The 23,700-nt window shown below is 68.4% G+C and carries 12 protein-coding genes and 2 pseudogenes; 5 read left to right on the top strand and 9 right to left on the bottom strand.

The window, feature by feature from the left end:
* Positions 1-1,626: RHS repeat domain-containing protein (locus AC3ETA_RS45645; protein ID WP_432198790.1), on the bottom strand; the 1,626-nt coding region annotated here is incomplete at its 3' end.
* A gap of 160 nt (positions 1,627-1,786) precedes the next feature.
* Here AC3ETA_RS45645 and AC3ETA_RS45640 point away from each other — a divergent pair.
* Positions 1,787-2,068 (top strand): hypothetical protein, encoded by a 282-nt coding sequence (locus tag AC3ETA_RS45640; RefSeq protein ID WP_432198789.1) that lies wholly within the window; start codon positions 1,787-1,789, stop codon positions 2,066-2,068.
* Between the two features lie 124 nt (positions 2,069-2,192).
* Positions 2,193-4,343 carry a UvrD-helicase domain-containing protein gene (locus tag AC3ETA_RS45635; RefSeq protein ID WP_432198788.1) on the top strand — a complete coding sequence of 717 codons (2,151 nt, stop codon included), beginning with the start codon at positions 2,193-2,195 and terminating at the stop codon, positions 4,341-4,343.
* Positions 4,344-4,459: 116 nt separating this feature from the next.
* On the opposite strand, the gene AC3ETA_RS45630 is transcribed toward AC3ETA_RS45635, so the two are convergent.
* Complete coding sequence (locus AC3ETA_RS45630; protein ID WP_432198787.1) at positions 4,460-7,039, bottom strand: GmrSD restriction endonuclease domain-containing protein; 2,580 nt, start codon at positions 7,037-7,039, stop codon at positions 4,460-4,462.
* 407 nt (positions 7,040-7,446) lie between these two features.
* Between AC3ETA_RS45630 and AC3ETA_RS45625 the strand changes: the two genes are divergently transcribed.
* Positions 7,447-9,474 carry an N-6 DNA methylase gene (locus AC3ETA_RS45625; RefSeq protein ID WP_432198786.1) on the top strand — a complete coding sequence of 676 codons (2,028 nt, stop codon included), beginning with the start codon at positions 7,447-7,449 and terminating at the stop codon, positions 9,472-9,474.
* Between the two features lie 133 nt (positions 9,475-9,607).
* Here the strand turns inward: AC3ETA_RS45625 and AC3ETA_RS45620 are convergent, their stop codons facing one another.
* From AC3ETA_RS45620 to AC3ETA_RS45590, 7 genes and pseudogenes are all read right to left on the bottom strand, one after another.
* Positions 9,608-9,784, bottom strand: coding sequence for a hypothetical protein (locus AC3ETA_RS45620; protein WP_432198785.1), 177 nt, complete (start codon positions 9,782-9,784; stop codon positions 9,608-9,610).
* Between the two features lie 248 nt (positions 9,785-10,032).
* Positions 10,033-13,731 carry a P-loop NTPase gene (locus AC3ETA_RS45615; RefSeq protein WP_432198791.1) on the bottom strand — a complete coding sequence of 1,233 codons (3,699 nt, stop codon included), beginning with the start codon at positions 13,729-13,731 and terminating at the stop codon, positions 10,033-10,035.
* Between the two features lie 53 nt (positions 13,732-13,784).
* Positions 13,785-14,081, bottom strand: a complete 297-nt coding sequence (locus AC3ETA_RS45610) for a trypco2 family protein (protein ID WP_432198784.1) — start codon at positions 14,079-14,081, stop codon at positions 13,785-13,787.
* A gap of 432 nt (positions 14,082-14,513) precedes the next feature.
* Positions 14,514-14,854 (bottom strand): annotated as a pseudogene (locus tag AC3ETA_RS45605) (Imm10 family immunity protein).
* A 284-nt stretch (positions 14,855-15,138) separates the two neighbouring features.
* Positions 15,139-15,513: an SCO4402 family protein gene (locus AC3ETA_RS45600; protein ID WP_432198782.1), complete on the bottom strand. Its 375-nt coding sequence runs from the start codon at positions 15,511-15,513 to the stop codon at positions 15,139-15,141.
* Positions 15,503-21,664 carry an RHS repeat domain-containing protein gene (locus tag AC3ETA_RS45595; RefSeq protein ID WP_432198781.1) on the bottom strand — a complete coding sequence of 2,054 codons (6,162 nt, stop codon included), beginning with the start codon at positions 21,662-21,664 and terminating at the stop codon, positions 15,503-15,505. Before AC3ETA_RS45595 ends, AC3ETA_RS45600 begins: the two co-directional genes overlap by 11 nt.
* 28 nt (positions 21,665-21,692) lie before the next feature.
* Positions 21,693-22,214 (bottom strand): annotated as a pseudogene (locus AC3ETA_RS45590) (helix-turn-helix domain-containing protein); the annotation flags it as partial.
* A gap of 172 nt (positions 22,215-22,386) precedes the next feature.
* Here AC3ETA_RS45590 and AC3ETA_RS45585 point away from each other — a divergent pair.
* Positions 22,387-22,638, top strand: a complete 252-nt coding sequence (locus tag AC3ETA_RS45585; protein WP_432198780.1) for a hypothetical protein — start codon at positions 22,387-22,389, stop codon at positions 22,636-22,638.
* A 775-nt stretch (positions 22,639-23,413) separates the two neighbouring features.
* A complete protein-coding gene (locus AC3ETA_RS45580; RefSeq protein WP_432198779.1) occupies positions 23,414-23,560 on the top strand; it encodes a hypothetical protein in 147 nt (48 codons plus the stop codon).
* The last annotated feature ends 140 nt before the right edge of the window (positions 23,561-23,700 follow it).

Genomic DNA, 23,700 nt, shown 5'->3' with positions numbered 1-23,700 from the left:
CTTAGTCCCTGCGTTGAACGCTGCGTAAGAGCCAGCGGCGCTCCCTGCTCCAATCGCTACCGCACCCACGGTCCCACAGACGACAGACGCGACGCATACCAGCACTCCTGCAGCACCAAGCACAAGCAGCCCATTGCCTGCCCAGTCACGCCAGTGTTCAGAGAAGTGATCCCCGACGGCGGATACAACTTTCCCGCCCGTGTTGTTCCACGCCTTGCTGACGCCGCCCATAATACTGCCGAAGATGCCGTCTTTCTTGCGGCGTTCGGCCTCGGCCTTGCGTCGCGCCTCCGCCTGGGCCTTGAGCTGTGCAGCGTGGATGGCCTGTGGGTCGTATGTCTTCTTGCTGATGTTGCCCTTGCTGTAACCGTAGGCATGGCCGTCGGAGCATCGGCCGCGGTGGCAGGTGGAGGTGTTGAGGCCGCCGGGGTCGAGCGGGCCGTCCTGGATGTAGCGGACCGGGTTGTTCTTGCTGGTGCCGGTGCCGCCGATGGGGTAGCCGATGCCGCACAGGTCGGCGGGGCACAGGCCTGACGGGTCGGATTTGGTGACGGGGTTGTTGTGGGCGTAGGAGTAGGCGTTCATCTGGGCCGGGTAATCGAGGTCGATGACCGGGTCGACGGAGAGGAATCGGCCGAGTGTGGGGTCGTATTCGCGGGCGCCGAGGTGGACCAGGCCGGTGGGGTCGCTGGTGCCGCCGACGAAGCCGCGGGTGCCGGGGATGGTCTCGATCTGCTCGGAACGCAGCTCGCCGAAGGGGAGTTGCTTGCGGCGGGTGATCGCCAGGGTGGTCATGGCGACGGCTGCCATGGCGGTTCCCTGGTGGTCGGGGAGGAGGAAGGAGAAGCCGCTGCTGGTGCGGACCGCGATGGTCTGGCCTTCGTGGGTGTAGTAGCGCACTCCTTCCTTGGTGCCGTTGGGGGCGATCTTGCGTTCGTTGTTGCCGGGCAGGGTGAGGGTCTGGCTGCCGTCGGCGTTCTTGGTGATCAGGCGGTTGCCGTCGGCGTCGTACTGGTAGCTGTAGGTCTTGCCGGCCTCAGTGAGGGTGGCCAGGTGTCCCTCGTTGTCCCAGGTCAGGTTCTGGGTCTGGGTGCCGATGACTAGCTGGGTGGTGTTCCCTGCGTCGTCGTAGGCGAAGGTGCTGTTACGGCCGTCGTGCGCGCCACCCTTGACGGTGGCCGACTGCACGGCGTGGGGCAGGCCGGAGTTCGGCTCGGGGTGGGTGTAGGTGGTGGTGGCGTCCGAGCTGGCCAGCGCTCCGGTGCCGTGGTCAACCTGCTGTGTGCGGTTGCCGGCCGGGTCGTAGGTGAAGGTCTGCCAGTAGGGTTCCGGGCCACCCACCGTCGTGGCGGACGGCTGGGTGGAGCAGTCGGTCTCGGCGGTCCATGCCCGGGTCAGCTGCCCCAGGGCGTCGTTGGTGAAGCACTGGGTGTCGGTTGTCTTGCCGGCATCCTGGCCGCTGGCGGTGGTGACGTTGCCCGCGTCGTCGTAGGAGTAGGTCATGTCGTCGATGCGCTGCGGGGCGAGGTCTCGGTCGGTGGTCTGCCGGGTCATCCGGCCGGTGAACTCGTCGTAGACGCGGGTGTTGTAGACCTTCTTGCCGAGCGTTCCGTACTCGGTGCGCACCGCACGGGAGAAGACGTCGTGGCTGGTGGCGTTGACGAGGGTGATGGAACCGGCGGTGGTCTTCTGCGGCAGGTTACCTTCACCGTAGACCGTGGTCTGGCGCTCACTGGGGAGACTACCGACCGCCGGGTGTTTGATCCACTCCTGGAGGCCGGTGTACGTGTTGTATCTGACGCGGGAGCATTTCCAGGAACTGCTTCAACATCCCGAGGCCCTCGGGCCGTCCGGCGGGACACGCATCGTCGAGGAGTCGGTTCCCCGGTACCTGAACAACACCACCTTCACCACGCTGCTCAGGGACGGGTGGATCGGCACGCGCGGCACCGGCTGGGACTACGTCATCGACCTGATACGCGAGAGCCTGTCCGCCGGAGGGCCGGGCTCCGTCGTTGTGGGAATGCACCGGAGCGAGGTTCCGCCCGGCAACCGCCGAGTCAACTGACCTGCGCCGCGGGCGGACAGCGATCCAGGCGATCCGTCTGCCCTTGCTCCCTGGCACGTACGGACCGGCCTCGCGAATCGGAGCCGGTCAGTAAAGTGATCGTAGCCTTCTGGAAGGGGCACGGATGGCGACGCTGGGGATGCACCGGGACTTTCTGCTGGAGTTCGCGGCGCTGGAGAAGCCCGTCCAGAAGCGGGTCTTCGAAGTGTTCGAGAAGTTCGCGGCGGCCACGCACGCCGGGCTGCACCTGGAGAAGCTGACGCACCAGAAGGATCCGCGGCTGCGAACCATCCGCATCACCGACTTCTGGCGGGGCGTCGTCCTCAAGGCCGAGACGGGCGGCAGCTATCTGCTGCTGAAGGTCCTCCCCCACGACAAGGCCAACGACTGGGCCGCCAAGCACCGGGCGTCGGTGAACGACGCGACGCAAGGCATCGAGATACGCAACGACGTGGCCCTGGAGCGGGCCACGGCCGGGCTTCGGGCGCTGGCCGCCGGGGAACCGGCCCGACTGTTCCCCGCATCCGGGTATCCGGACAAGGTGCTGCGCAGCCTCGGCGTGGACGAGGAGATCCTGCCGATCATCCGGCTGATCCCGGACGAGGACCACCTGGAGGCACTGCACAAGGTGCTGCCGGAGCAGCAGTACGACGTGTTGCTGGGGCTCGCGACCGGGATGAGCCCCGAGCAGATCGACCGGGAGCTGGTGCAGGCGTACGCCCGGACCGCCGCGCAGCCGGCCCGTGGCTCCGAGGACGACGAGCTGGGCACCGCCATGGCTCGCTCCCGCGGGCGGGTCGCTCTCGTCTCCGGGGCCGACGAGCTGCTGGAAATCATGGAGCGTCCCTTCGACGCCTGGCGGGTCTTCCTGCACCCGAGCCAGTACCAGGTGGCCTACCAGGAGAGCTACGCCGGGTCGGCGCGGGTCACCGGCGGGCCCGGCACCGGCAAGACCGTCGTCGCCCTGCACCGGGCGTACCACCTCGCGCGGCGGCTGCCCGCCGACGCGCCCGACGGCTGCGTACTGCTGACGACCTACACCAAGGACCTCGCCGCCGAGCTGGAACGCTGCCTGGAGCTGCTGGTCACGGATGACTCCGTCCGCGCGAGGATCCGCGTGGTGAACGTGGACGCGCTGGCCAACGAGATCGTACGGGCGGACCGTGGCGGCGGCCCGCTGAAGCTGGTCTTCGACCAGAAGGAGATCACCGCCCGCTGGGAGCGGATCACGCGGCGGCTGGGCCTCGACTTCACGGACGTCTTCCTCGACCAGGAGTGGCGCCACGTCATCCTCGCCCAGGCCGTCGCCACGCCGGAGGAGTACCTGAAGGTGACGCGGACGGGCCGCGGCAGCGGGCTCGGGCCGCTGAAACGGCTTCAGGTGTGGCGTGCCGTCGCCGCGTTCGAGGAGCAGCTGCGCCAGGCCGGGGAATGGACCTTCCTGCAGGTGTGCGCCGAGGCCGCGCGCGTCCTGGACGGGCGCGGCGAACGGCCCTTCCGGCACGTCGTGGTCGACGAGGCGCAGGACCTGCACCCCGCCCAGTGGCGGTTCCTCCGGGCCCTCACCGACCGCGGCGCCGACGACCTGTTCCTCGCCGGGGACACATACCAGCGCATCTACGGCAACCGGGTCTCGCTGCGCTCGCTCGGCATCGTGGTCGTCGGGCGCTCGTACCGGCTGCGCGTCAACTACCGCACCACGCAGGAGATCCTCGCCTGGTCCACGGCGCTGCTGACCGGGGAGCGGCCCGACGACATGGACGACGGGAAGGAGACACTGGCCGACTACCGCTCCACGATGCACGGCGAACGGCCCAGAGCCGCCGGATACCCCACCAAGGCCGAGGAGTTGGCGGCGCTGGTGGTCCAGGCCGAGCAGTGGATCGCCTCGGGCGTGGAGGCGGAGCACATCGGCGTCCCGGTGCGGTTTATCCAGCTCGGGCGGGACATCGCCCAGGCCCTGGAGCGGGCCGGCATCGCCGCCTGCGTGCTGAAGGCCGGGCGCGGCGGCCCCGGCGTGCGGATCGGGACCATGCACCGGATGAAGGGGCTGGAGTTCCGCTGCGTCGCCGTGGCGGGCGTGAACGACGGGACCGTGCCGATGAAGTCGGCCGTCACCGCCGTAGAGGTCGACGCCCAGCAGCACCAGGAGGACCTGAACAGCGAGCTGAGCCTGCTGTTCGTGGCGTGCACGCGGGCGCGGGAGGTGCTGCGGGTGTCCTGGCACGGTGCGCCGAGCCCGTTCCTGGCGCCGGTCACGGACCCGCGCCCGTAGCGCCCGTGGCACGCACGTCAAGCATGCTCCGCACGCGTGGCACGCGGAGCATGCGTGACGTGCGCAGGGTCTCCGGAGCCCGTCGCCCCGGCACAACGGGACGGTTGCAGAGGGTGTCAGAGGGTGCGGGGGTCCTCGTCCGTCATGCGGCGGGCCTCCGCGAGGGCCACGGTGTGCGCGAACCACTCCAGCACCGCGCAGATCTCCTCGCTGTGCCCGGCGAAAACCTCCACCGGGAAGGACGGGCGCAGGTCCAGCTTGGCCTCGGCCAGGTCGATGCCCTCGATCGCGTTCAGCCGGGTCATCAGCTCGCGCCGCATCGGCTCGTCGTCGAAGGGAGGGCGCCGCTTCAGATACTGGAAGACGACCTCGACCGTGCCGGAAACCGGGTAGATCCCGAGGGGCCACAGGTCTCGGGACCCGGGGGCGCTGCCGAAACGTGCCGTGGGGAAGCAACTGGTCTCGCTCGCCCGGCCGTATACGAGATGACCACCCTGCTGCTCCCAGAAACGCAGGGCGCCCAGGACGCCGTCGACGGTCTCTTGGGTCTGGTTGTCGCGCAGTTGCGTCTCGAACCTGCCGGCCGCCGACTGCTGCTCGTCGCCGGTCTGAGGTGTCGGCTCGGCCTCCTCGGTGACGTCCTTGCCCAGCAGGGCCGCCAGGTCGGCGGTGGTCAGCCGGTGGGAGCGGCGGGCCCGGCCCGCGTCGTCGAAGGGGACGCCCTCCGCCTCCAGCCGGGTTCGCGCGTCCCCCGACTCCTGGCCGTCCGGCCAGCGGAAGCCCGCCGAGACACGGCCGTCCGCCGTCAGCACCCGGTAGGCGCCGTGCAGGCCCGCCTTGGTCGCGAGGTGCTGGCCCACCGGGACGGCGTGGGTGCCGATGAGTGCGGCGACATCGCCGTACGTCGTCCATGTTCCGGCGGGCATGGCGAGGAGCGCGGCCCGCAGATCCTTCCAGCCGGACCACTCGTCGTCGACGGGGACCGTGCCCGCGACGGGGCCGGGCCACAGCCGCACCGCCCGGTCGGCCAGGTCGGCGGCGCGGTCGAGGATCTCCGCCTTCCCCCACCGCTCCCGCCCAGCGATCTCCTGGTTCATGCGAAGGGCGCTGAAGTCCAGGATCTCCTGCTTGCGGCGGAACGGATGATTCGACAGTTTCGCGTTGTCCGCGGAGAGGGTCAGGTTGCCCAGCGTGTGGACCAGCAGGGCGTGGAGTTCCTCCGGGCCCTGTCCGTCCTCGGCCTCCTCGGCGAGCAGGTCCAGCCACTGGTGCGCGGGGCTCTGCGGCAGCACGTGCTCCACGGTCAGGCGTGCCTTGGCGTAGTCGACCGGTTCGCTGGCCCCATGGCTCTCCTCCAAGCGGCGCAGCACCTGGAACCGCTGGTTGCTGCGGCCCGCCTTGTAGAAGGGCCGGGTGCGGATCGCCTCGCGGACGGCGTCGTCGTCGGGCCAGACGCGGGCGCCCGTACTCTTCGACAGGAAGCGGCGTACGGCCTCGTCCGGGTCGTCGTCCTTCTCGATCTCCTTGGGCATCTCCATGAAGACCCGGTTGCTGCCCGTGGTGGAGTGCCCGGAGAACAGGCGCCGCACCATATAGCTCTCGGCATACGTCAGTGCCCGGGCGGCCTGGTGGGGTGTGGCCTGTCCGGTGCCCACGCGGTCGAGCAGGTGGAGTGCCAGCGGGTAGTGGGTCTGGCCGCCCCACCGGGACAGTCGCTCCAGCGCTTCGCGCAGTTCCGGGTCGGGCTCCCGCTCGGGTTCCAGGATCCGCGTCAGGCGTTCCGCCCGGCGGGCGAGGGAGGCGATCTCTGCCTCCAAGGCCGCCTCGTCGGAGCTCAGGGGTTCCAGGCGCTTCTTCTGGTCGCGGTAGATCTCGCTCTGCTTGGCCCGGCTGTTGCCGGCCACCACCAGGTCGAGCCAGACGAGGAGTTCGAGGCTGGCGGGGCCCAGCCGTTCCTGCATGGGCAGCCAGAGGCTGTGGTAGACGGACTCACCGCGGGTCGGCAGGCACATGAAGAGGTAGTTGCGCAGCAGATCGCTCTGGCTGAGTCCGACGCCGGTGTTGTTGATCGACTCAAAGATCCGGTAGACGTTGTCGCCCTCCGACGCGGTGATCTCCACGATGGACAGCAGACCGCTCATCACGGTCTCCACCGCGTCCGTCCACGCCTCTCCGCCGTTCTCCTCGCCCTCGGTGAGGGCGCCCAGGAAGAACCGGTAGGCGGCGCCCACATTGCCGGGGCCACCGGCCCTGGGCGAGCTCTCGACGCAGGCGGTAAAGGCGTCACGGTCGGCCTGTGTCGGCAGGAGGCGGTAGTGGTCGTCGCCGCTTCGGTACTTGTTGACGAGCACCAGGTCGTGGATGCGCTCGGCCTTCTGCTGCGCGCCGCGTTCCCGATGGCGGTCGCGCAGGGCGGTGAAGGCGAGCATGAGCGTGGTGAGGCGCTGTTGGCCGTCGACGACGAGCCAGCGCTGCATGCCGCCGGCGGTGATCCGGCCCGGCGCCAGCACCACGGAGCCGAGGAAGTGCGCCGCGGGAGGCCGCCCTTCCAACTGCTCCTCGACCAACTCCTGTACGTCGTCCCAGAGTTGTTGCAGCTCGTCCCGCTGCCAGCTGTAGGTTCGCTGGTAGAGCGGCACCTGGTACTGCTTCTCGCCCTGAACGAGCTCGTTGAACGTGGTCTCCTGAGCGTGCACGCGCGTCTTTCCCCCCACTGAGTCCCGGACGACCCATATTCCCCCATCGGGGTGGCGGTGTCCGCCGCCCGGACTCGATCAGTAGCGGTGACGTCGTCGTTCAGGAGCCGGGTAGCACATCTTGCTGCACGGAGGCGTACAGGGGGCTCACGCTCCGCGCGTTCTCGGGCTCGAATCGTCTTGCTGCGGGCGCTCGCGAGAGATCCCGCGCGAGCGCCCGGAACAGCGGTCCCAAGGCTTGGGCGACAACTTCGACCGTCGACGATGCGTCCATGAACTGAGTCAAACAACACACCCCAGGTGCGCTACGGGCGGTAACGTATGCCACGCACCATCACGCGCAGCAGGTCTGTGCCCCTCGCGGAGAGAGTCCGACGCCCGAGTCCGCAGAGTCCCCCGTCGTCTTCGTGCTCCTCGCCGAGGTCGCGCGGATTGCGGGTGTGGGGCGTGCCGCCGTCAGCAATTGGCCGCGGCGTCACGAGACCTTCCCCGCGCCGGTCGGGGGCACGGACGCGAGCCCGCTGTTCTCGCTCGCCGAGATCGAGGCGTGGCTGCGCCAGGAAGGCAAGCTGAAGGCCGCCGTGGGTCCGCTGGAGCGGCTGTGGCCGGAGTACGAGGCCTTGGGCGACCGGGACGCGATGGGGCTCCTCGTCGCGGAGGTGGGTCTGCGGCTGTGCGGGGAGCCCGGGAAGCCCGACGAGGGTAAACGGGCCGCTTCCGCGGTACTCGCCGAGGGCCAGTCCTCTCTTGAAGAGCGGCAGTCCGCTCTGCTGGAGCGGACCCTGCGGCTGGCCGAGTCCAAGGGTGCTGCCGAGACCTTCGGTTTCCTGCTGGAACGGTGGCTGCGCACCCACGTACGGCAGATCGCCGTCACCCCCCGACCACTCGCGGAACTCATGGCACAGATCGCTGCGGCGGTCCGTGCGGACGGGGTAAGGACCGTTCTCGATCCCGCGTGCGGCGCCGGGTCCCTGCTTCTGGCGGCGGGGCGGCGTTGGGGTGGCTCGGGACCGGCCGAGCTGCGGGGGCAGGACAGCGACCCGGTGCTCGCCTCGCTGACGAGAGCACAGCTGGCCGCGGCCGGACACGCGGGACCGGACCGGCCGCAGGTCACGGTGACGGCGGCCGACACCCTGCGCGCCGATGCTCAGGCGGACGTACGGGCCGACGTGATCCTGTGCGACCCCCCGTCGAACGAGCGCGACTGGGGGCACGCGGAACTCGCGACGGATCCCCGCTGGGTGCACGGCCAGCCCCCGCGCACCGAGTCGGAGCTGGCCTGGGTCCAGCACATCACCTCCGCGCTGGCCCCGGGAGGAGTCGGGGTCGTGGTGCTGCCGCCCGCGGTCGCGGCGCGGCGGGCCGGCCGTCGTATCCGGGCCGGTCTGCTGCGCAGCGGTGTGCTGCGCACCGTGATCGCCCTGCCTCCCGGCGCCGCGCCTCCGCACGGGGTCGGACTTCACCTGTGGGTTCTGCGAGCGGCAGGTTCCGGTCAGGAGCCCGGAGCTTCCCCGGGCGAGGTCACCCTGGTGGACACCGCAGCCGGGCAGAGCGGCACGGGGAGCGGGAGCGGTGGCAGCAGTGTCGACTGGGAGCGGATCACGGAGCAGGTGGTGAAGACTCTCCGGGGATCGGGCGGGCCGGGAAGCGTGACGGTTCCGGTCATCGATCTGCTGGACGAGGCCGTGGACCTCACACCGGCCCGGCACATTCCGCGCAGCCGCACAGCCGACCTGGTGGAAATCCGGCGCTCCTGGGCCCTGTTCGACGCCCATGCGAGTGATCTCCGTGATGCGGCAGACGTGCTGTCGGCGCTGGAACCGGTCGAAGGCGGCGACCTCGCGCCGCTCATCACCGTCGCCGAACTGGAACGGGCCGGAGCTCTGGAGATCTGCAGCGGGCAGGCGCTGCCCGAGGTGGAGCTGGAGCGCGGTGCCCGTCCGGCGGACGGGGCGCGGGTGCTGACCAGTCTCCGCCACCCAGGAGGCCCGGATCCCTGGCTTCCCGCCGCGGCGGTTGCGCGGGGCGAGAAGAGCGGCGCGCTGACCGTCACCACCTCGCAGGATGTCGTCATGTCGGTGCCGGCGCGGGAGTTCGACGTCCAGGTGGACACCGAGGCGCCCTCGGCTCTCGGGCCGCAGCTCTGTGCGTTGCGCGTGGACCCTTCGGTCCTCGACCCCTGGTTCCTGGCGGGCTGCCTGCGGGCGCCCGACAATGCCCGTCAGGCGGGCACTCATGCGTCCACCACGTCCCGTGTGGACGTACGGCGGCTGCGGGTGCCCCGGTTCTCCCTGGAGGAGCAACGGCGGTACGGCGAGATCTACCGCAGGATCACGACGTTCGAGAGGGAACTCCAGGGGCTTCGCCATGTGGGAGGAGAACTCGTCCGTTCGCTCGGCGACCTGCTGGCCCACGGCCGGTTGCCGCACGTCTGACCGCCGCACCCGGCTCTGCCGCCGCCCCCGGTCGGCGCGGCGCCTGGCCCGTCGGTGCGCCCCCGTTCCTTGTCGGCACTTGGGCTGCCTCACCGTCCCCGGCCAGCACACCGGTCGCAGCCGCCGGAGGCCCCTACGGCAGTGCCGTCAGGGGCCCGTCGGGGATCCGGCACTCCGCCACACCCAGCCGCGCCTCCAGCGTCGGTGCGCCGTGGCGGGGATTCTGCCGGTCGCCGAGCATGGCCGCCTTCTCGTCCAGTTCCTTGGCACGGCCGGTATCGCCGCCGAGACGCGCAGCACCCCCGCACACCAAGTGGGCCTCCGCAACGGCGGGCGGCTACCGCTTGGGGCACGCGTGAGGTGATAACCGTGGCACTGTGCACAGCGGCAGACTCGTTTCTCGCCGCATCCGCTCTTCTGGGTCTGAGCTGTGCCACGATCCCGACCGCCGTTCCTCACACGCCAGTGCGCCTCCACGAGTTTTTCGGAAGGGGCCGCCGTTCGTGCAGGTGACTCGCCTACCACGATCCGTGCGGCCAGCGGCCCGAGAGACGTCGTTCAGGCGCCGCGATCGCGGCAACGGGGCGGGGCGGGGGAGTCAGCTTGCTCGGCAAGAGAGTCCAGGATGTTGCGGGTTTCCTCCACGCTTTCGGTCAGAGCACAGGACTCGAACGCCTCAAGTGCTTCGCGCAGCCGGGCACGTCCCGCCTCGATGTTGCCCAGATCGGTCAGCAGTTGCCCCCACACCACGAGGCTGTCACCCAGATCCCTGGTGTACGCCTCGGGGTGACGTCTGGAGAGGGCCCTGTAGTGCCCCGCAGATTCCTCAGCCAGTGCCACGGCCTCATCGAGACGGCCGATCTCGCCGATGTCGATGGCCGCGTTGTACGCAGCCAGTGCCAGATCCGACAAGGCAGCGTCATCGCTCCACTTCAAGAACGCGGTGCGAGCGAGTGCGACGGACTCGCGTGTGGCCCGGACCGCGTCGTCGAGGCGCTCCAGCCCGACCAGGATCAGGGCGTGGTTCGTGAGCAGCCGCGACATTCGGAGCCGGTAGTGGTCGGGATCTCTCTCCAGGAGCCGACGGCCGTAGTCAACCGCCTGCTCGGAGGCTTCCAAAGCCTCGCCGTGGCGGCCGACGCCATGGAGGCGAAGGGCGACGGTGTCCAGCAGCCGTGCGGTGATCTCCGTTTCGGGCGCCTGCCCGGAATTGAGGTGTTGGCCGTAGAGGCGCAGTGCGTTCTCGGCCGTCTCGAGAGCCTCTAGGGCGTGCCCCGTCTCGCTGAGCGCGTGGGAGAGGTTGGCCATGACGCTCACGGTGTTCAGCAGATGCGCGCGAGGGTTGCGTTCCACCAGTTCATAGAGGTGCGCGACGCTCTTGCGGCCGGCGGAGACGGCTTCATTGTCCCGGCCCAGTTCGCTGAGACAGATGGACACGGCATTCCAGACCTTGGCGAGGGTCTCCCGCTGGGACCAGTCAACCGAGTCCGCCTCGCTCGCGCAGTGCGCGACGGCCCACTCGGCCGTGTCCAGTGCCTCGGCGTGCCTGCCCAGGTCGGCGAGTGCGCCGCTGCTCGTCAACAGCGCGGCGGCGTAACGGTTCCCAGCTGCTCCTGGCATCGCCTCCCAGATGCGGAGCGCCTCCTCCACGGTATCGAGGGCCGACTGGGGATCACCTGCCTCACTGCGGGTGGCAGCGAGTTCAGCCAGCGCCGTAGCGAGGGCGTGGAGGTCCTGGGTCGAGCCGCCTTCTGCTTCGGCGCGCCGGATACGCACCGCGCGTTCGGCGGAGTCGATGGCCTCCGGCAGCCGGCCCATGCGGCACTGCACGTCGGCGAGGTTGAGCAATGCAGGGGCCAGGTCATCAGGGGAGGCCTGCTCAGTGGGCATTGCGGACGACAGAAGGTCCACGGCTTCCTCTGCGAGGTGGAGAGCGTCCCGGTGGAGAAGGACCTTGCCCAAGTGGACCGCTTGGTTCGTGCAGGCAGCGGCCAGTTCGCGCACGTAGCGTCCGCCGTTCTCCGCGGCGACGACGGCCCGCCAGTACTCCAGGGCCGCGTCGCCGACGCCGATGGCTGTCTCGTAGTCACCGGCAAGCGCCGCGCGCGTCGCCACAGTCTCGATGGTGCGGGCGGTGGCGGCCAGTGGCGCATGGCCGTGCTTTCGTTCGACCCGCACCAGAACCCGGGTCAGACGGCCGCTCAGGACGTCCGATGCCTCGCGGAAGGGTCCTGGGCTCATGGGGAGCCGGTCGAAGAGGGTCAGGGCCAGTTCGGTGGGCATCCGGCCGTTCTCGAGCACCGCTGTCAGCGCCCTGCGCAGCGACTCCGGCGGATCGGTCTGGCCGGCCACGGTCAGCGCGCTGGGTGCGTAGTGCCGGGCACGTCTCCGCACCAGGGTCGGTACGACCGTGGCGAGATGGGGCTGGTGGGCCATGGCCCGGGTCAGCACGGTCAGGGCGTGTTGGAGGGAGGCTTCGCCCAGTTCGGGCAGCAGATCGAACAGCGGGTCGTCGGCGCTGCCGATCTGTCGGCCGACGAGTTGCTCGGCGATACGGTCGGGCTGCAACGGGCCCCAGACTGTTGTGCCGATCGGCGGATACAGGCCACGCAGCCAGCGAGTGGCTGCCGCCACGGTGGTCTTCTGCCCCGCGAAGGCAGTCGGCAGCACGGTGCGCAGCACCCGCGCGGCCCGGTCCTCGGTGTCCACCGCGCAGAGCGCCGCCGCGGCGACGGCCCGGTCCAGAACTCGGTCCGGCAGGCGCAACCCGCACTCTTCGGCATGACGCGACCAGTAGCGCCACTCGTGGTGGAGAAGTACGTCCTCCGGTGAGTCGCCCGGTTGGAAGGGGACGGGTGCGGGCCCGGCCTGAAGAAGGTCGGTCAAGGCCTTGGTGTGCAGGGCGAGCACCGCCTGTGCCGTCCCGTCCGGCGCCGTACCGTCGAGCGCCCCCTCGAACCCGATCCCCGCGGCATACCGAGGCCAGGAGACCTCGTCGTACGGACGAGTCCGGCTCAGGGCAGTGGCGAAGGCGTCCAGCGCCCGGCGGTAAGTCGCCTCTCGGCCGTACGAAGTCGTCTCCAGAGGGCCGAGCTCGTTGACCGGCACGTCGCGAAGGGCGTCCTCAAGCAGCGCTGAGGTGCCCTTGGCGATCCTGGTCCACCAGTCGCCGCGGGCTCGGGCCAGGAGCAGCAGGCGGACGGCTGTGCCGTGGCGGTTCGCCAGAGCCTGCTCGATCAGGTTGCGCACCTGATCGCCACGTGTCTCCGCATAGTCGACGACCAGCACCACCGGAGTAGCAAGCGTCCGCAGCACCGTGCAGTCAGGGCCGGCGGTATGCGGGTCGCCGTGCGTGACCCAGACCGCCAGCCGCCGCTCCCGGTGCAGCCGAGCGACGATCTCGCGTGCCAGCCGGGTCTTTCCCTGTCCTGCCGGGCCGGTGACCATCCTTACTCCGAAGCCCGGCTCCCGGCACCAGACCTCGAGTTCGGCGAGTTCCTGCTCACGCCCGTGAAAGGGCACCACCTCGGAATCGGCCCGCAGCAGAAAGGCAGGCGATCGCGCCGCAGTAGGCCCGTCCGCGGGTTCCAACACGGCCGCCAGTTCGACAGACTCCAGGACGGGCAGCCGTCCCGTGTCCTGTTCCAGCGTCTGACGGAACTCGGCAACGGCCAACAGGTCTGCCGCTCGTACGGCATCGATGCGGGCGCTACGGAAGACCTGCGGATCCTCCACGAGTAGCGCCACCACCATCCCGGCGGACAGGGCGACAGCACCCGACATGCCCGCCCACGGAGACGGAGTGATGTGGTGTGCGCGAACCGTGCCGTGCACTTCCACCTCGTAGCGGTGACGCAGCACCCCCGTGCCCGGATTGATGGTCCCGGCCAGTTGATCGGTATCACGCAGGCCGTTCTCCTGGCGCTGGGCCATCGGAAACCCGGAGGCCGCGCACGGCACACCCGGCGCAGAGTTACTGAGCACCCCCCAGCGCACCGAGGGCTCCTCAGACGGAGGTTCCCAGTCGGCATCGGTGATCTCCAACAGAGCGGCATCCATCCGCCGATCCAGCCGACACCAGACAATCCGCACCTGCCACTGCCGGTCTCCGGTCAGCAGGCGGACGAATGGATTCGTGTAGGAAGCCCCGGACTCCGGCCGGATCACATGCCCCGCAGTCAGTACAAGCCTGGGACTCACCCGGTACCCGGACCCAAAGGACCACCCGCCCTCCGGCCGACGAGCCCAGACCTCCACCACACGCCCGTCCGGGACCACTCCCACACCTCCCACAGTTCAGCCCTGTGGCCTCACCGGGGAGTGACGGCCGTCTCCTGCGACGTGATACGCACGGGCTGGCCGTCCTCGGTGACAGGCGTGAGGGACACGTGCATACGGTGCGTGTTACCCGAGGTCTTCTTCCCCCGCCCACCCGCCGACAGCACCCACACCCGTACTCCGCCGTCCACACCGTGTTCCTTCCGCACATCCACGGTGAACTCCAACTCGACCGGGCCCACGTCGAACCGCACCGCGGAACCCTCACCGTCAGCAATCGCTTCAGCGAGCTCCTTGCGCACCGCGCGCACAGCCTCAGCGAGCCCCACCCATGCATCGTCGTCCGCCATCCCCGCCCAGCCCTTCCCGCTCCGGTGCCCACAGCCAACCCCAGCGTACCGATCAGCAACAGCCGGAAGGGGGCTGCTCCAACCCCTGCCCAGGTTCCGCGTGTCCGTGCCACGCCCCGTTCTCCCACCAGATCACCGAGACGCCGAAGGCTCTTCGATTGCGGCTCCTGCCCAGGACTCGCACCTGCGCCCAAGCGGCATCGGCCTACCGCTTCAACTGCACGACCGTCTGGATCACCAGCCGCCGACCCCCGACCGGCGGCTTCCCTCGTTCCCATGTTCTGGGTCCCCCGCCCACGAGGACCACCACCCACCGGAGGCAACAGCCTGGCCAACAACTCCGCCCTGAACGAGCAGAAAGGTCCCGTCAGCAAGCTGACGGGACCCTCATGCAAGATCGGGGTTGGGATTTCAGAGGCCTGAAATCTCTGGAACCTTCGTCGGATTCCCGTAAGTCAGAACGCGACACAGCCCGCCCCGTAGCCGATCCAAATCCGCCTCGGGAGCAATATCCAACTCGATTTCCGAGGCCGGGAGATCAAGCTCTTCAACCGCTTCGGAATCGAATTGGAGGGTAATTCGCCGCGCAGCCAGGGAGACCTTCTTCAGTCCTCCGTAGTGCACACCCCCGTCTCGTTGAGCACACAGTAACTGTCCAGCCCGAGCCTGCGGGACTGCTCGTCAGGCTCCGCCAACCCTGCCTGAAAGATGAAATGCCCGCTTTCGCCGTATTGATCTTCGGCGAGCCCCACGACGAAGCAGGAATCAGGGACGTTCTCTTCTGCGGTGACGACTCTGACAAGCCAGGCAAGATGATCCACATTTCCTCACTCGCTAGGTCCATGAATTATCGCTTCGCCGAGCCTGTGTACTGATTTCGTCGATTTAAGACCGGTGCCCCGTCAGGCAAGCCATCGACGCCATCACGGTCGAACGTGGCCACACAGGCCACCCAAGTTGGACACCTAACCTATCTCCGCCGTTGCAGTGTCCGAGCCGGATTCAAATACTGTAACGGCGTCGATGAACTCGTGAATCAATCGTCGTACGGAATGGCCACCGCCATGACCCTCAAAGCTTCCCGGGCAGCGCTCACGACCGGTTCCCACATCTGCGAACGGATCACTGCGACATCACTCCCAGGGCCGCCCTGAATGGCCCGATCTATAACGAAGTTGAGTTTTTGCATGGCTTCTACTTCTCCTTCGTTACGGAGAATGAATCCAACCCTACCGACGGGATCGTCCAATACTCCGGTATCGTCGAAGAAGTCGAGCATGTGATCCAAGGCTGAGTCACCGGGTGAAACCCAGTTCTCCTCCAGCCGTGCCCTGTCGCCGATCTTTAGAAGCCAGTCGACCAATTGATCACGCAGCCACGGCGTTTGCAATTCTCTGTCATCAGGGGGCATTCCAGTTACTCCACGTATGCCACTCAGTCAGCGGGATGTGAGCTTCGACAGGATAGTCCTGAATTCTTGCGTTGGGAGGCAGCAGAACACCACCCCGTCCCACGATCCTGCCGCCAGAGTTGATCACGACATGATCCACCTGCTGCGTGGCATGCGCGGAATTGGGGTCGCCCTTGTCGATGCGCACGCTGTCTTGACCCTTGGGAGCACGCCAGACGAATCCGGGCTTGTTCAGGTCCTTCCTGTACTTCTTCGTCATGTTGGGACCACTCCACCCGCTGGGGATCTTTCCACTCCCAGGCGGAAACCACCCCGGGCCCACGCCGCTGGACGGCTTGGGCTTGCGCACACCGTTGTGTGCGAAGATCGCTGCCAGCGGCGAGGGTACCTGGTATTCATCACTGGAGATGTCGTAGCCGTGCTCGGCCACCCACTGGTCGAACTGGGCCCCGTAGTCACAACCCGCGGTTCCGGGGCCGCCGTTCCAGCAGTCATCGTCCCAGATCCAGCCGGCGTACTCGACGGCGTGCGGGACGTTGCTGATGGCGCCGTAGAAGACCTCTCCGACGCTGCGGCAGACGCTGGACAGGAAGCCCCAGTCCTTGCAGCCGTCGTCGACGTGGACGGCCTTCTGCTGCGAGGAGTTGCCGCCGCCGGTAAAGCCGGTGTTTCCACCTCCGCTGTAGCCACCACCGCCGCCCGTGGTGCCTCCCGCGTACTCGGGGCACTGTGGGTTGATGAGGCTCGGGCAGGCGTACACGGGCTTTACGGCTTCGTTGGGCCGGCCGTTGCCGGGGGTGCCGTCGGGGCGGGTCGGGCAGGCCACGCCGAATTGCGGACCGCAGGCCAGGCCCATGCCGCTGGGGTCCGCTTGGGTGACCGGGTTCTGCGCGGCGTAGCTGTAGCCGTTGAGGGTCTGTGGGATGTCGGTCTGCAGGAGCGGGTCGACGCTGATGAACTGGCCGAGTGCAGGATCGTATTCACGTGCGCCGATGTGAGTGAGTCCGGTGTCGCTGTCGGTGGTCTTGCCGAGGAATCCCTTGTCGTCCGGCCAGTTGCTGGTGCCGCTGCCTCGTTGGGAGCCGAAGGGGGTCAGGTACCGCTTCGTCAGTGTCTGGGTGTCGGAGGTGACGGCCACCGTGCTGGTGTTGTGCCGGTCGCCGGTGAGGTGGGTGATCTTGTCCGTGCCGGACTGGTTGCTGCGCATGGCGACGGTGGCGCCGCCGTGCGTGTAGTAGCGGTTGGCCCAGGTCTTGCCGCCCTTGAGGTGTACTTCGGTGGCACCGAGGTAGAGGATGGTCTCGCCGTTGCTGGAGGTGTTGCGGCGAATGAGCAGGTTGCTGTCGGCTCCGTAGAGGTAGTCCGTGACACGGGCTGCGCCGCTGGGGTCCTCTGTCAGGCGGGCAAGCCGGCCTTCGCTGTCCCAGTCGAGCTTCTGTGTGGTGCTTCCTTCCGGGCGCCTGGTCGTGTTGCCATCCGCGTCGTAGGTGTACTGGGCTGTGGTGCCGGTGCCGGTGCAGGAGCCGGTGGTCGTGGCGAGGAGGGTGTGGGGCTGGGTGGCGCCTTCCTTGTGGCAGTACGAAGTGGTCGTCGAGCCGCTGGTGCCGTGTGTGGTTTCGGTCGCCCGCTGGCCGGCGTCGTCGTAGGTGTAGCTCGTCCAGTAGGGGGCCGCACCGCCGAGATTGGCGACGGTACGCCCTCCGTTCGCGCAGTCTCCGGTGGCCGGTGTCCACGCCTCGGTCAGGCGCTGGTAGCCGTCGTGGGAGAAGCACTGGGTGTCGGCCTTTCCGGCACCGGCGAGGGTGGTGGTGTCGGCGATCTTTGTGACGTTGCCGGCGTCGTCGTAGCTGTAGTGCAGGTTCAGCGCGTCGTAGGCGTGGGTCTGCGCGTGGACCTGTGTCTGCAGGAGGCGTTGGGTGCCGTCTTCGTAGCCGTGCTGGATGTCGACCTTGTTCGTGCCGGTCGCTTCCGAAGTACCGAGGCGGAGGGTGGAGACCTGGCCGAGGTCGGTGTAGGTGGTGTTCAGGACAATGCCCTCGCCGCCCGCGGTGAGGGTGGTGGGCAGGCCCTGTGCGGTGTAGTCGTACTCGATGGTCTCCGCCGCGAGTCCGCCGGCGGCGGGTTCGGTGGTCTGCTCCAGGGTGCCGTCGATCTTGTAGTGGGCGGACAAGGCCAGGACGTTGGAGGCGAGGGCGCCCGAGGTGACCAGTGGCTCGTCGGAGGGGAGGGTGAGCTTCGATCCGGTGACGTTGTAGCGGCTGTCGTACTCGGTGACGGCGTGGGTGTACGCCTTTCCTGTGACGCCCCCGACGTACCGCGTGAAGGTGGCCGCTTTCCCCTTGCCGGAGGTGATGGTGTCGTACGTCAGGTGGGTGAGTTTGTTGGTGTCCGTCTTCTGCGCCGCGAGCACCGTGGGGTTCGTCAGGTCCGTGCCGGGGGCCGACTTCCAGGTGTCGGTGATGCGGCCGAGCACGTCGTAAGCCGAGATCACTGCCTGTCCGCTGGCCGACTTGGACCATGCGACCTGGTCGAGTGCCGTGTATCCGGTGGTCGTGGTGCCCTTGTCCGGGTCGGTCGCGGAGACCTCACGGCCGTGGAGGTCGTAGGTGTACGACCAGACCGCGCCGTCCGGGCCGGTGGTCGTCTTCTGTTTGTCGCCGGGTGTGTAGGAGAAGCGGGTCCTGGCGTAGTCCGCGCCCACTCCGCTGCCGTAGTCGCTGTCCGCGGGTGAGGTGCTTGCGTACTGGCGGGTCTCGATTGTCCGGCCGAGTGCGTCGGCGATGGTGCGGCTGGCCGAGCCGCCCGTGACGGCGGTGGTGGCGGTGGAATCGCCGGTGTAGGTGGTGGTGGTCTGCCACTTCTGTACGCCGCCGACCAGGAAGGCCGTCGTGGTCGGGCGTCCGGCGGCGTCGTATCCGGTCTTGGTCAGGCTGGGTGCTTCACCGTATTCGGCCTGTGTGTAGGTCCCGGACGGTGCGGCGGTGTCGAAGATGTCGGCGTAGGTCTCGTAGGCCAGGCCCCGGCTGTCGTAGCGGGTGTCGGTGAGGATGCGGCCGCTCGTGGCACCGGGTGTCTGTGTCTGGAGGGTGCGCAGGAGCGAGTCGTAGATGGTGTAGGAGGTGGAGTAGGTACTGCCGTCCGCCTTCAGCGTGCCGGTGGAGGTCCAGGAGGGGGCGGTTCTGGAGATGGAGTAGCCGAAGACGTAGCTGGCGCTCTGTCCCCCGGAGCGGCTGCGGTTGGGCAGCCACACCGATTTCGTGCGGCCGAGCGCGTCGTAGGCCGTTTCCGTGATCCGGTTGTTCGGGTCGAAGGTCTTGGTGGTCTGGCCCCGCGCCGGGTCGATGTAGGCGTAGGTGCTGTAGAGCTTGGGGTCCTTGGTCTGGGTGCGGGTGAGCGGACCGGTGTCGGCGGGGGTGTAGGTGACGGTCGTCGCGTTGCCGGCGGGGTCCGTGGTGGTGCGGGGACGGCCCAGTGTGTCGTAGGTGATGCGGCTGACGGTCTGCCAGGACGACGGGGCGCGCTCGCCTCCGGTCGTGCCGGCCGGGTAGGCCTGGGCGCGGCCGTTCCACGTCGCTTCGCCCTTGGTGGGGGTCTGGGCCGCGGTCCATGCGGTGGCGTCCGCCTTGTCGTAGACCATGGCCGTGTCGGTGACGACGTCACCGGCGCTCGCCGCGGTCGTGGGCAGTGCCAGGTCTGTCTCGGCGACGGAGCACGCTCTGCCCACCGTGCGGGTGCGCGAGGTGAGGGAGTTGATGCCGAGGCCATCGTTGCGGGCGTACCAGATGCGGGTGCAGGTCTCGTCGCCGGTCTTGGCGGTGTCACCGGTGTTGTCCACCTTGACGGCCATGCCGTAGTCGTCGTGAGTGGTGGCGACGGCGGTGGAGCGCCAGGACTGGGTGGCTGTCAGGTACGTGTGCGCGGTGGCCTTGCCGGTGCGGACGTAGTACGCCTCGGTGTCGGCGTACGACTTGTGCTGGGTGGCGGTCCTCTTCGACCAGGGGTCGTTGACCGTGACCGAGATGGGGGTGGAGCCGTTGTAGGTGATCTCCTGGCGGAGGAAGCCGGCGAACTGCTCGCTGTCCGTCCGGTCCGGTACGTCCAGACCGGTGAGGTCCTTGCCGGGCACGGTCGCGGTGCGTCGGGCGTCCGGGTCGAGGGTGCCGTCGGCGGCCAGGAGCCGGTCGCCGTTCATTCCCTGGAGGTAGACCGAGGTCTTCTTCGACAGGCCGGAGCCGGATCCCTGGGTGACGGTGACGGTGCGGTAGCCCCGCCAGATCGACCAGGTGCGTTCGTCGGCCGGGGTGAAGGGCGAGTCGTTGTAGTGCCAGGCCGGGGTGTCGTAGCTGTAGTGGCTTTCCATGGTGGCGCTGTGGCCGGTGGGGTCGCTGGTGACCACGTCGGTGACGCGGTACTTGTGGAACCAGTCGACGGAGGCTTCCTCGGCGCCGTTGATGTGCCAGTACTGCGGGTAGCAGGACGACGAGTTCTTGTCCTCGGCCGCGGGCACGGAGCTGCCGCGTACGCATTCCGGGTCCGAGAGGGTCACGTCGGTGATGGCGCCCGTCTCCGCGGTGACGGTGCGGATACGCGGCTTGGTCAGCGGCAGGATGTCGTCCCTGTCGCCGTCCACCCGGTTGGGCCGCATGTCGTAGGTGAAGGTGACCGGGTTCAGACTGATGTCGGTGCCGTTCTTACCGGTGCGCTTCACGCTCTTGAGCGTCAGGGTCTGGTCGGTGCTGTCACCGATGTCCCCACCGTCGAGGTACTGCTGGGTCAGCTCCCACGTGTCGACCGGCGTGAACGCTGTGGTGCCGGCGGACCAGACATAAGTGTCGATCTTGGTCAGTCGCTTGCGTGTGAAGAACGACGGGCCGGTCGCGGGGCAGTCGTCACCGGAGGCGCAGATCGAGTCGAAGGGGACGTCCGGCCAGTTCGGGGCGGTGGAGTCCGTCAGTTCCGAGCAGTCTGTGGCGGTGCAGCGTTCGGCGTAGGTGAACTGGGCCTTGCCGGAGGTGACGCCGGTGAACAGGGCGTCGGCGCGCTGCCCGTAGAGGATCTTGGTGAGGTAGCCGCCCCGGGTGTAGGAGGCGGTGGCGGTGCTGGCGCCGTTCTTGGCGTAGGAGTTGTTCTCCTTGGCGTACCAGTACGACATGGCGTTGTCGTGCAGGGCCTCGACGTAGTCGAGGTTCCACCGCCACGCCTGGGTGACGGCTCGGTCCGAGAAGGTGCTGCCCCGGTTGTAGCCGGGTTCGCCGGAGTCGTCGCCGAATACCGGGACGGTCCAGACGGAGTTGGTGCGCTGGGTTCCGGCGCCGGTCAGCTTGTTGAGGCCGAAGACGTACCGGGTGCCGTCGCCGGTGGTGACGGTCCAGTGCTCGCCGTTGTCGTCGCCGTTGTCGGCTCCGGTCGACAGGGTCACCGTGGAGGCGTCGTCGTTCTTCAGCCGCCACTTACCCGTGGTGTCGTCCTTGACGAGCTCGGACGATTTGCCGTTCAGGACGAGGCTGGCGTTGTCGAACTTCCAGCACAGGTCGAACTTGTCCTTGTGCCCGTCCTCGTCGCACGATCCGTAGGTGCGTTCGATGTAGGAGTTGGCGGTGGAGTTGAAGCCCTCGCCGATCTGGGTGGACTGGTTGTTCGTCGACGCCGTCTTGCCGTCGACCGATCCGGAGTCGTAGCTCAGGGAGAGGTCCGGGGAGGGGCCGGGCGCGGGTGGGACCTGGATGGGGTGGGACCAGGTGAACGCGCCGGACGAGCCGCCGGCCGCCCAGGTAGCCGAAGGAGACAGCTGGGTCGCCGCATAGGTGCCGGAGCCGGACGCAGACTCCCCCGAGGAGGTAGCGGCGAGAGCCAGCACGGTGGGAGCGGTGGCCGACAGGGTGACCGTGCCGGTGACGGTCTGGCGGGAGATGTCGTTGGCCGACGCCACCTCGGTGGTGGTGCGGCACGTGGCCTTCTCCGGCGTGGTCAGGGCACATTCGGGCAGTCGGACCAGGCCCAGACGTGCCGACCACCCGCCGCCGTACGCGGAGGCGAACCGGCCGTAGTCAACGCTGATGTCCGCGTTGCCGCCGCCCTTCACGGCCTCGGCGGACAGCAGGACTCCCTTGACTCCCGCGTCGGTTGCGGCCCGATGACCCAGTACCCTCACCTGCACGGCTCCGTCGGCAGGCGACTTACAGCAGCCGCCAGTGCCCGTCGATCAGGTCCCCGGTCCGCCGCGAGGGCAGCATCCGTGCCGCGATCACCCGCGAGTAGCCGGACACCATCACCAGCACCGGCGGCCGGCCCGTCTGCCCATAACCGAGCGGGATGTCCGCCTCCGGGAACCACAGGTCGCACTGGGCCAGCTCGCCCGGCCGATATGTCGTCCGCGACACCGGATCGACCGGAGCATAGGCAGGGCGCAGTTCACGGACCCTCTCCTTGAGGATCGTCATCCCGCGCTCCCAGCCGATCCGCTCCGCGATCACCGTGGCCGGCATCGTCGGCGTCTCCCGCAGCAGCTCGCGGATCTGCACCTCGACCGCATCGACGGCCGAGCCCTTCAGCGGTCTCTCGTACTTCGGCGGCCGGTCGTGCGCCAACGCCCGCTTCACGGTGTTCTTCGAGATGCCCAGGTGCCGCGCGATCGCCCGGATCGGCATCTGCTCGGCCCGGTGCAACCGGCGGATCTCTGCCCAGTCCTCCACAAGGATCACCCTTCCCTCCTGACCTTGATCAACAAGGCCAGAGCCAGGCAAAGGGCACAAAGCGGGTCAGATTTGATACGCCGTCAGTGACCCCGTTTTCGGCCGTCGCCGAGACTGCGGCCAACGTCAACGGAGTATGGCGCGTGAGCCAGTGCCACCACATCACGAAGTGAGTCGATCCATGACCGAGCAGCAACAGGGACAGAACTCGGACCAGGCGTGGGAAACACGGCGCCACCGGGCGGGGATCGCCGCGTTCCTCGCGGGTCTCGTCGTCACACTGGCCTTCTTTGCCTTCTTCCCAGGACTGCCTCATGTCTGTCATGTCATCGACTGGGGAGCCATTCTCGCGTCCCTCGCCGTGAGCGGACTGGCCCGGTGGGCCTGCCAGTCATGGATGACGAAGGCGGCGAAGAAGCCCGACCGCATGTGATCGCCTCGGTGGAGCCCCAGGGCTCCACCGACCATCCCGTCGAACCAACGCAACGCCCCGAGCGCCACACGTCGTCGGTGACTCGGTCTTCTCGCTGACAACGGAGCCCGTGGAAGGCATCACCCACGGTCAGAGATCTCCCTCATCACGCGCGGAGGCTCGGCAACCACCGGACTCGTACCCGGCGAAAGCGGCATCAACCGTGCCCGCCCCTCAACCGCCACCGTCGCACAAACCCGCAGGTCAGCGCCGTGCGCACGACCAGCCATGTTTTGTGGCTCCTGCCGGGGGCGCCAACCTGTGGTCAGTGCTGCCTGGGCATCGTCGCAGGTCAGCACCGCGTTTCGCCCGTCCGCAGCGCTCATGGTCGTGCGCCCCTGGGGAAGCAAGGAAAAGCCGACTCGACGGAATCTAGCCCAAGCTGGGGAAAAAAGGCAGGTCAAGGCCCCTCGACCATGGCTCGAAATGTGAGCGGCCAGCCACAGGTTCGAGCCCTACGGGGCACCCAAAACATGGCTGGTTCCCCTGCTCAAAGAGCCATGGGGGTCGGCGGCCCTCGGCAGACGCCGCGAGCGGGGAGCCTGCGCCTGATCAGCTCCGTGCAGTCGGCGGCCTCCTCGGCGCCAACCCGCGATGACTGCTGGGAGTTGGTACGTGCTACCAGGCAGCACGCCGACCCTCGGGGCGGGAGGAACGACCGTCGTGGCTCAGGGCCGAGCGCTCGGCGGTTGACCGAAGAAGGGGAGCTGCGGGCTCCGCCGGTACCGTGTCCCCTGTGGACGGGCAGCTGAGTGACGCGGAGCTCGGTAATCTGGTCGAGCAGGCCACCGTCGACGCCTACGACGACGAGGAGCAGCTCACGGGCCTCTGCACGATGCTCGCAGAGCATCTGGCCGTCCCGTTCAAGACGGCAAGACGGTAGTTCTCGGGGCCGAGGTCACCGTGAAGAGGGTGGACCTGCTGCCCGGCAGCCAGATCGTGGCGGTCTGTACGCGAGGCAAGCACCAGCAGGCGATCGGCATTCTCGGCCCTTCGGGGGAGGGAGCCGGGGGCAAAAAGGGA

This window comes from Streptomyces sp. bgisy027 (assembly GCF_057710365.1).
This window is presented reverse-complemented; position numbering and strand designations above follow the sequence as displayed.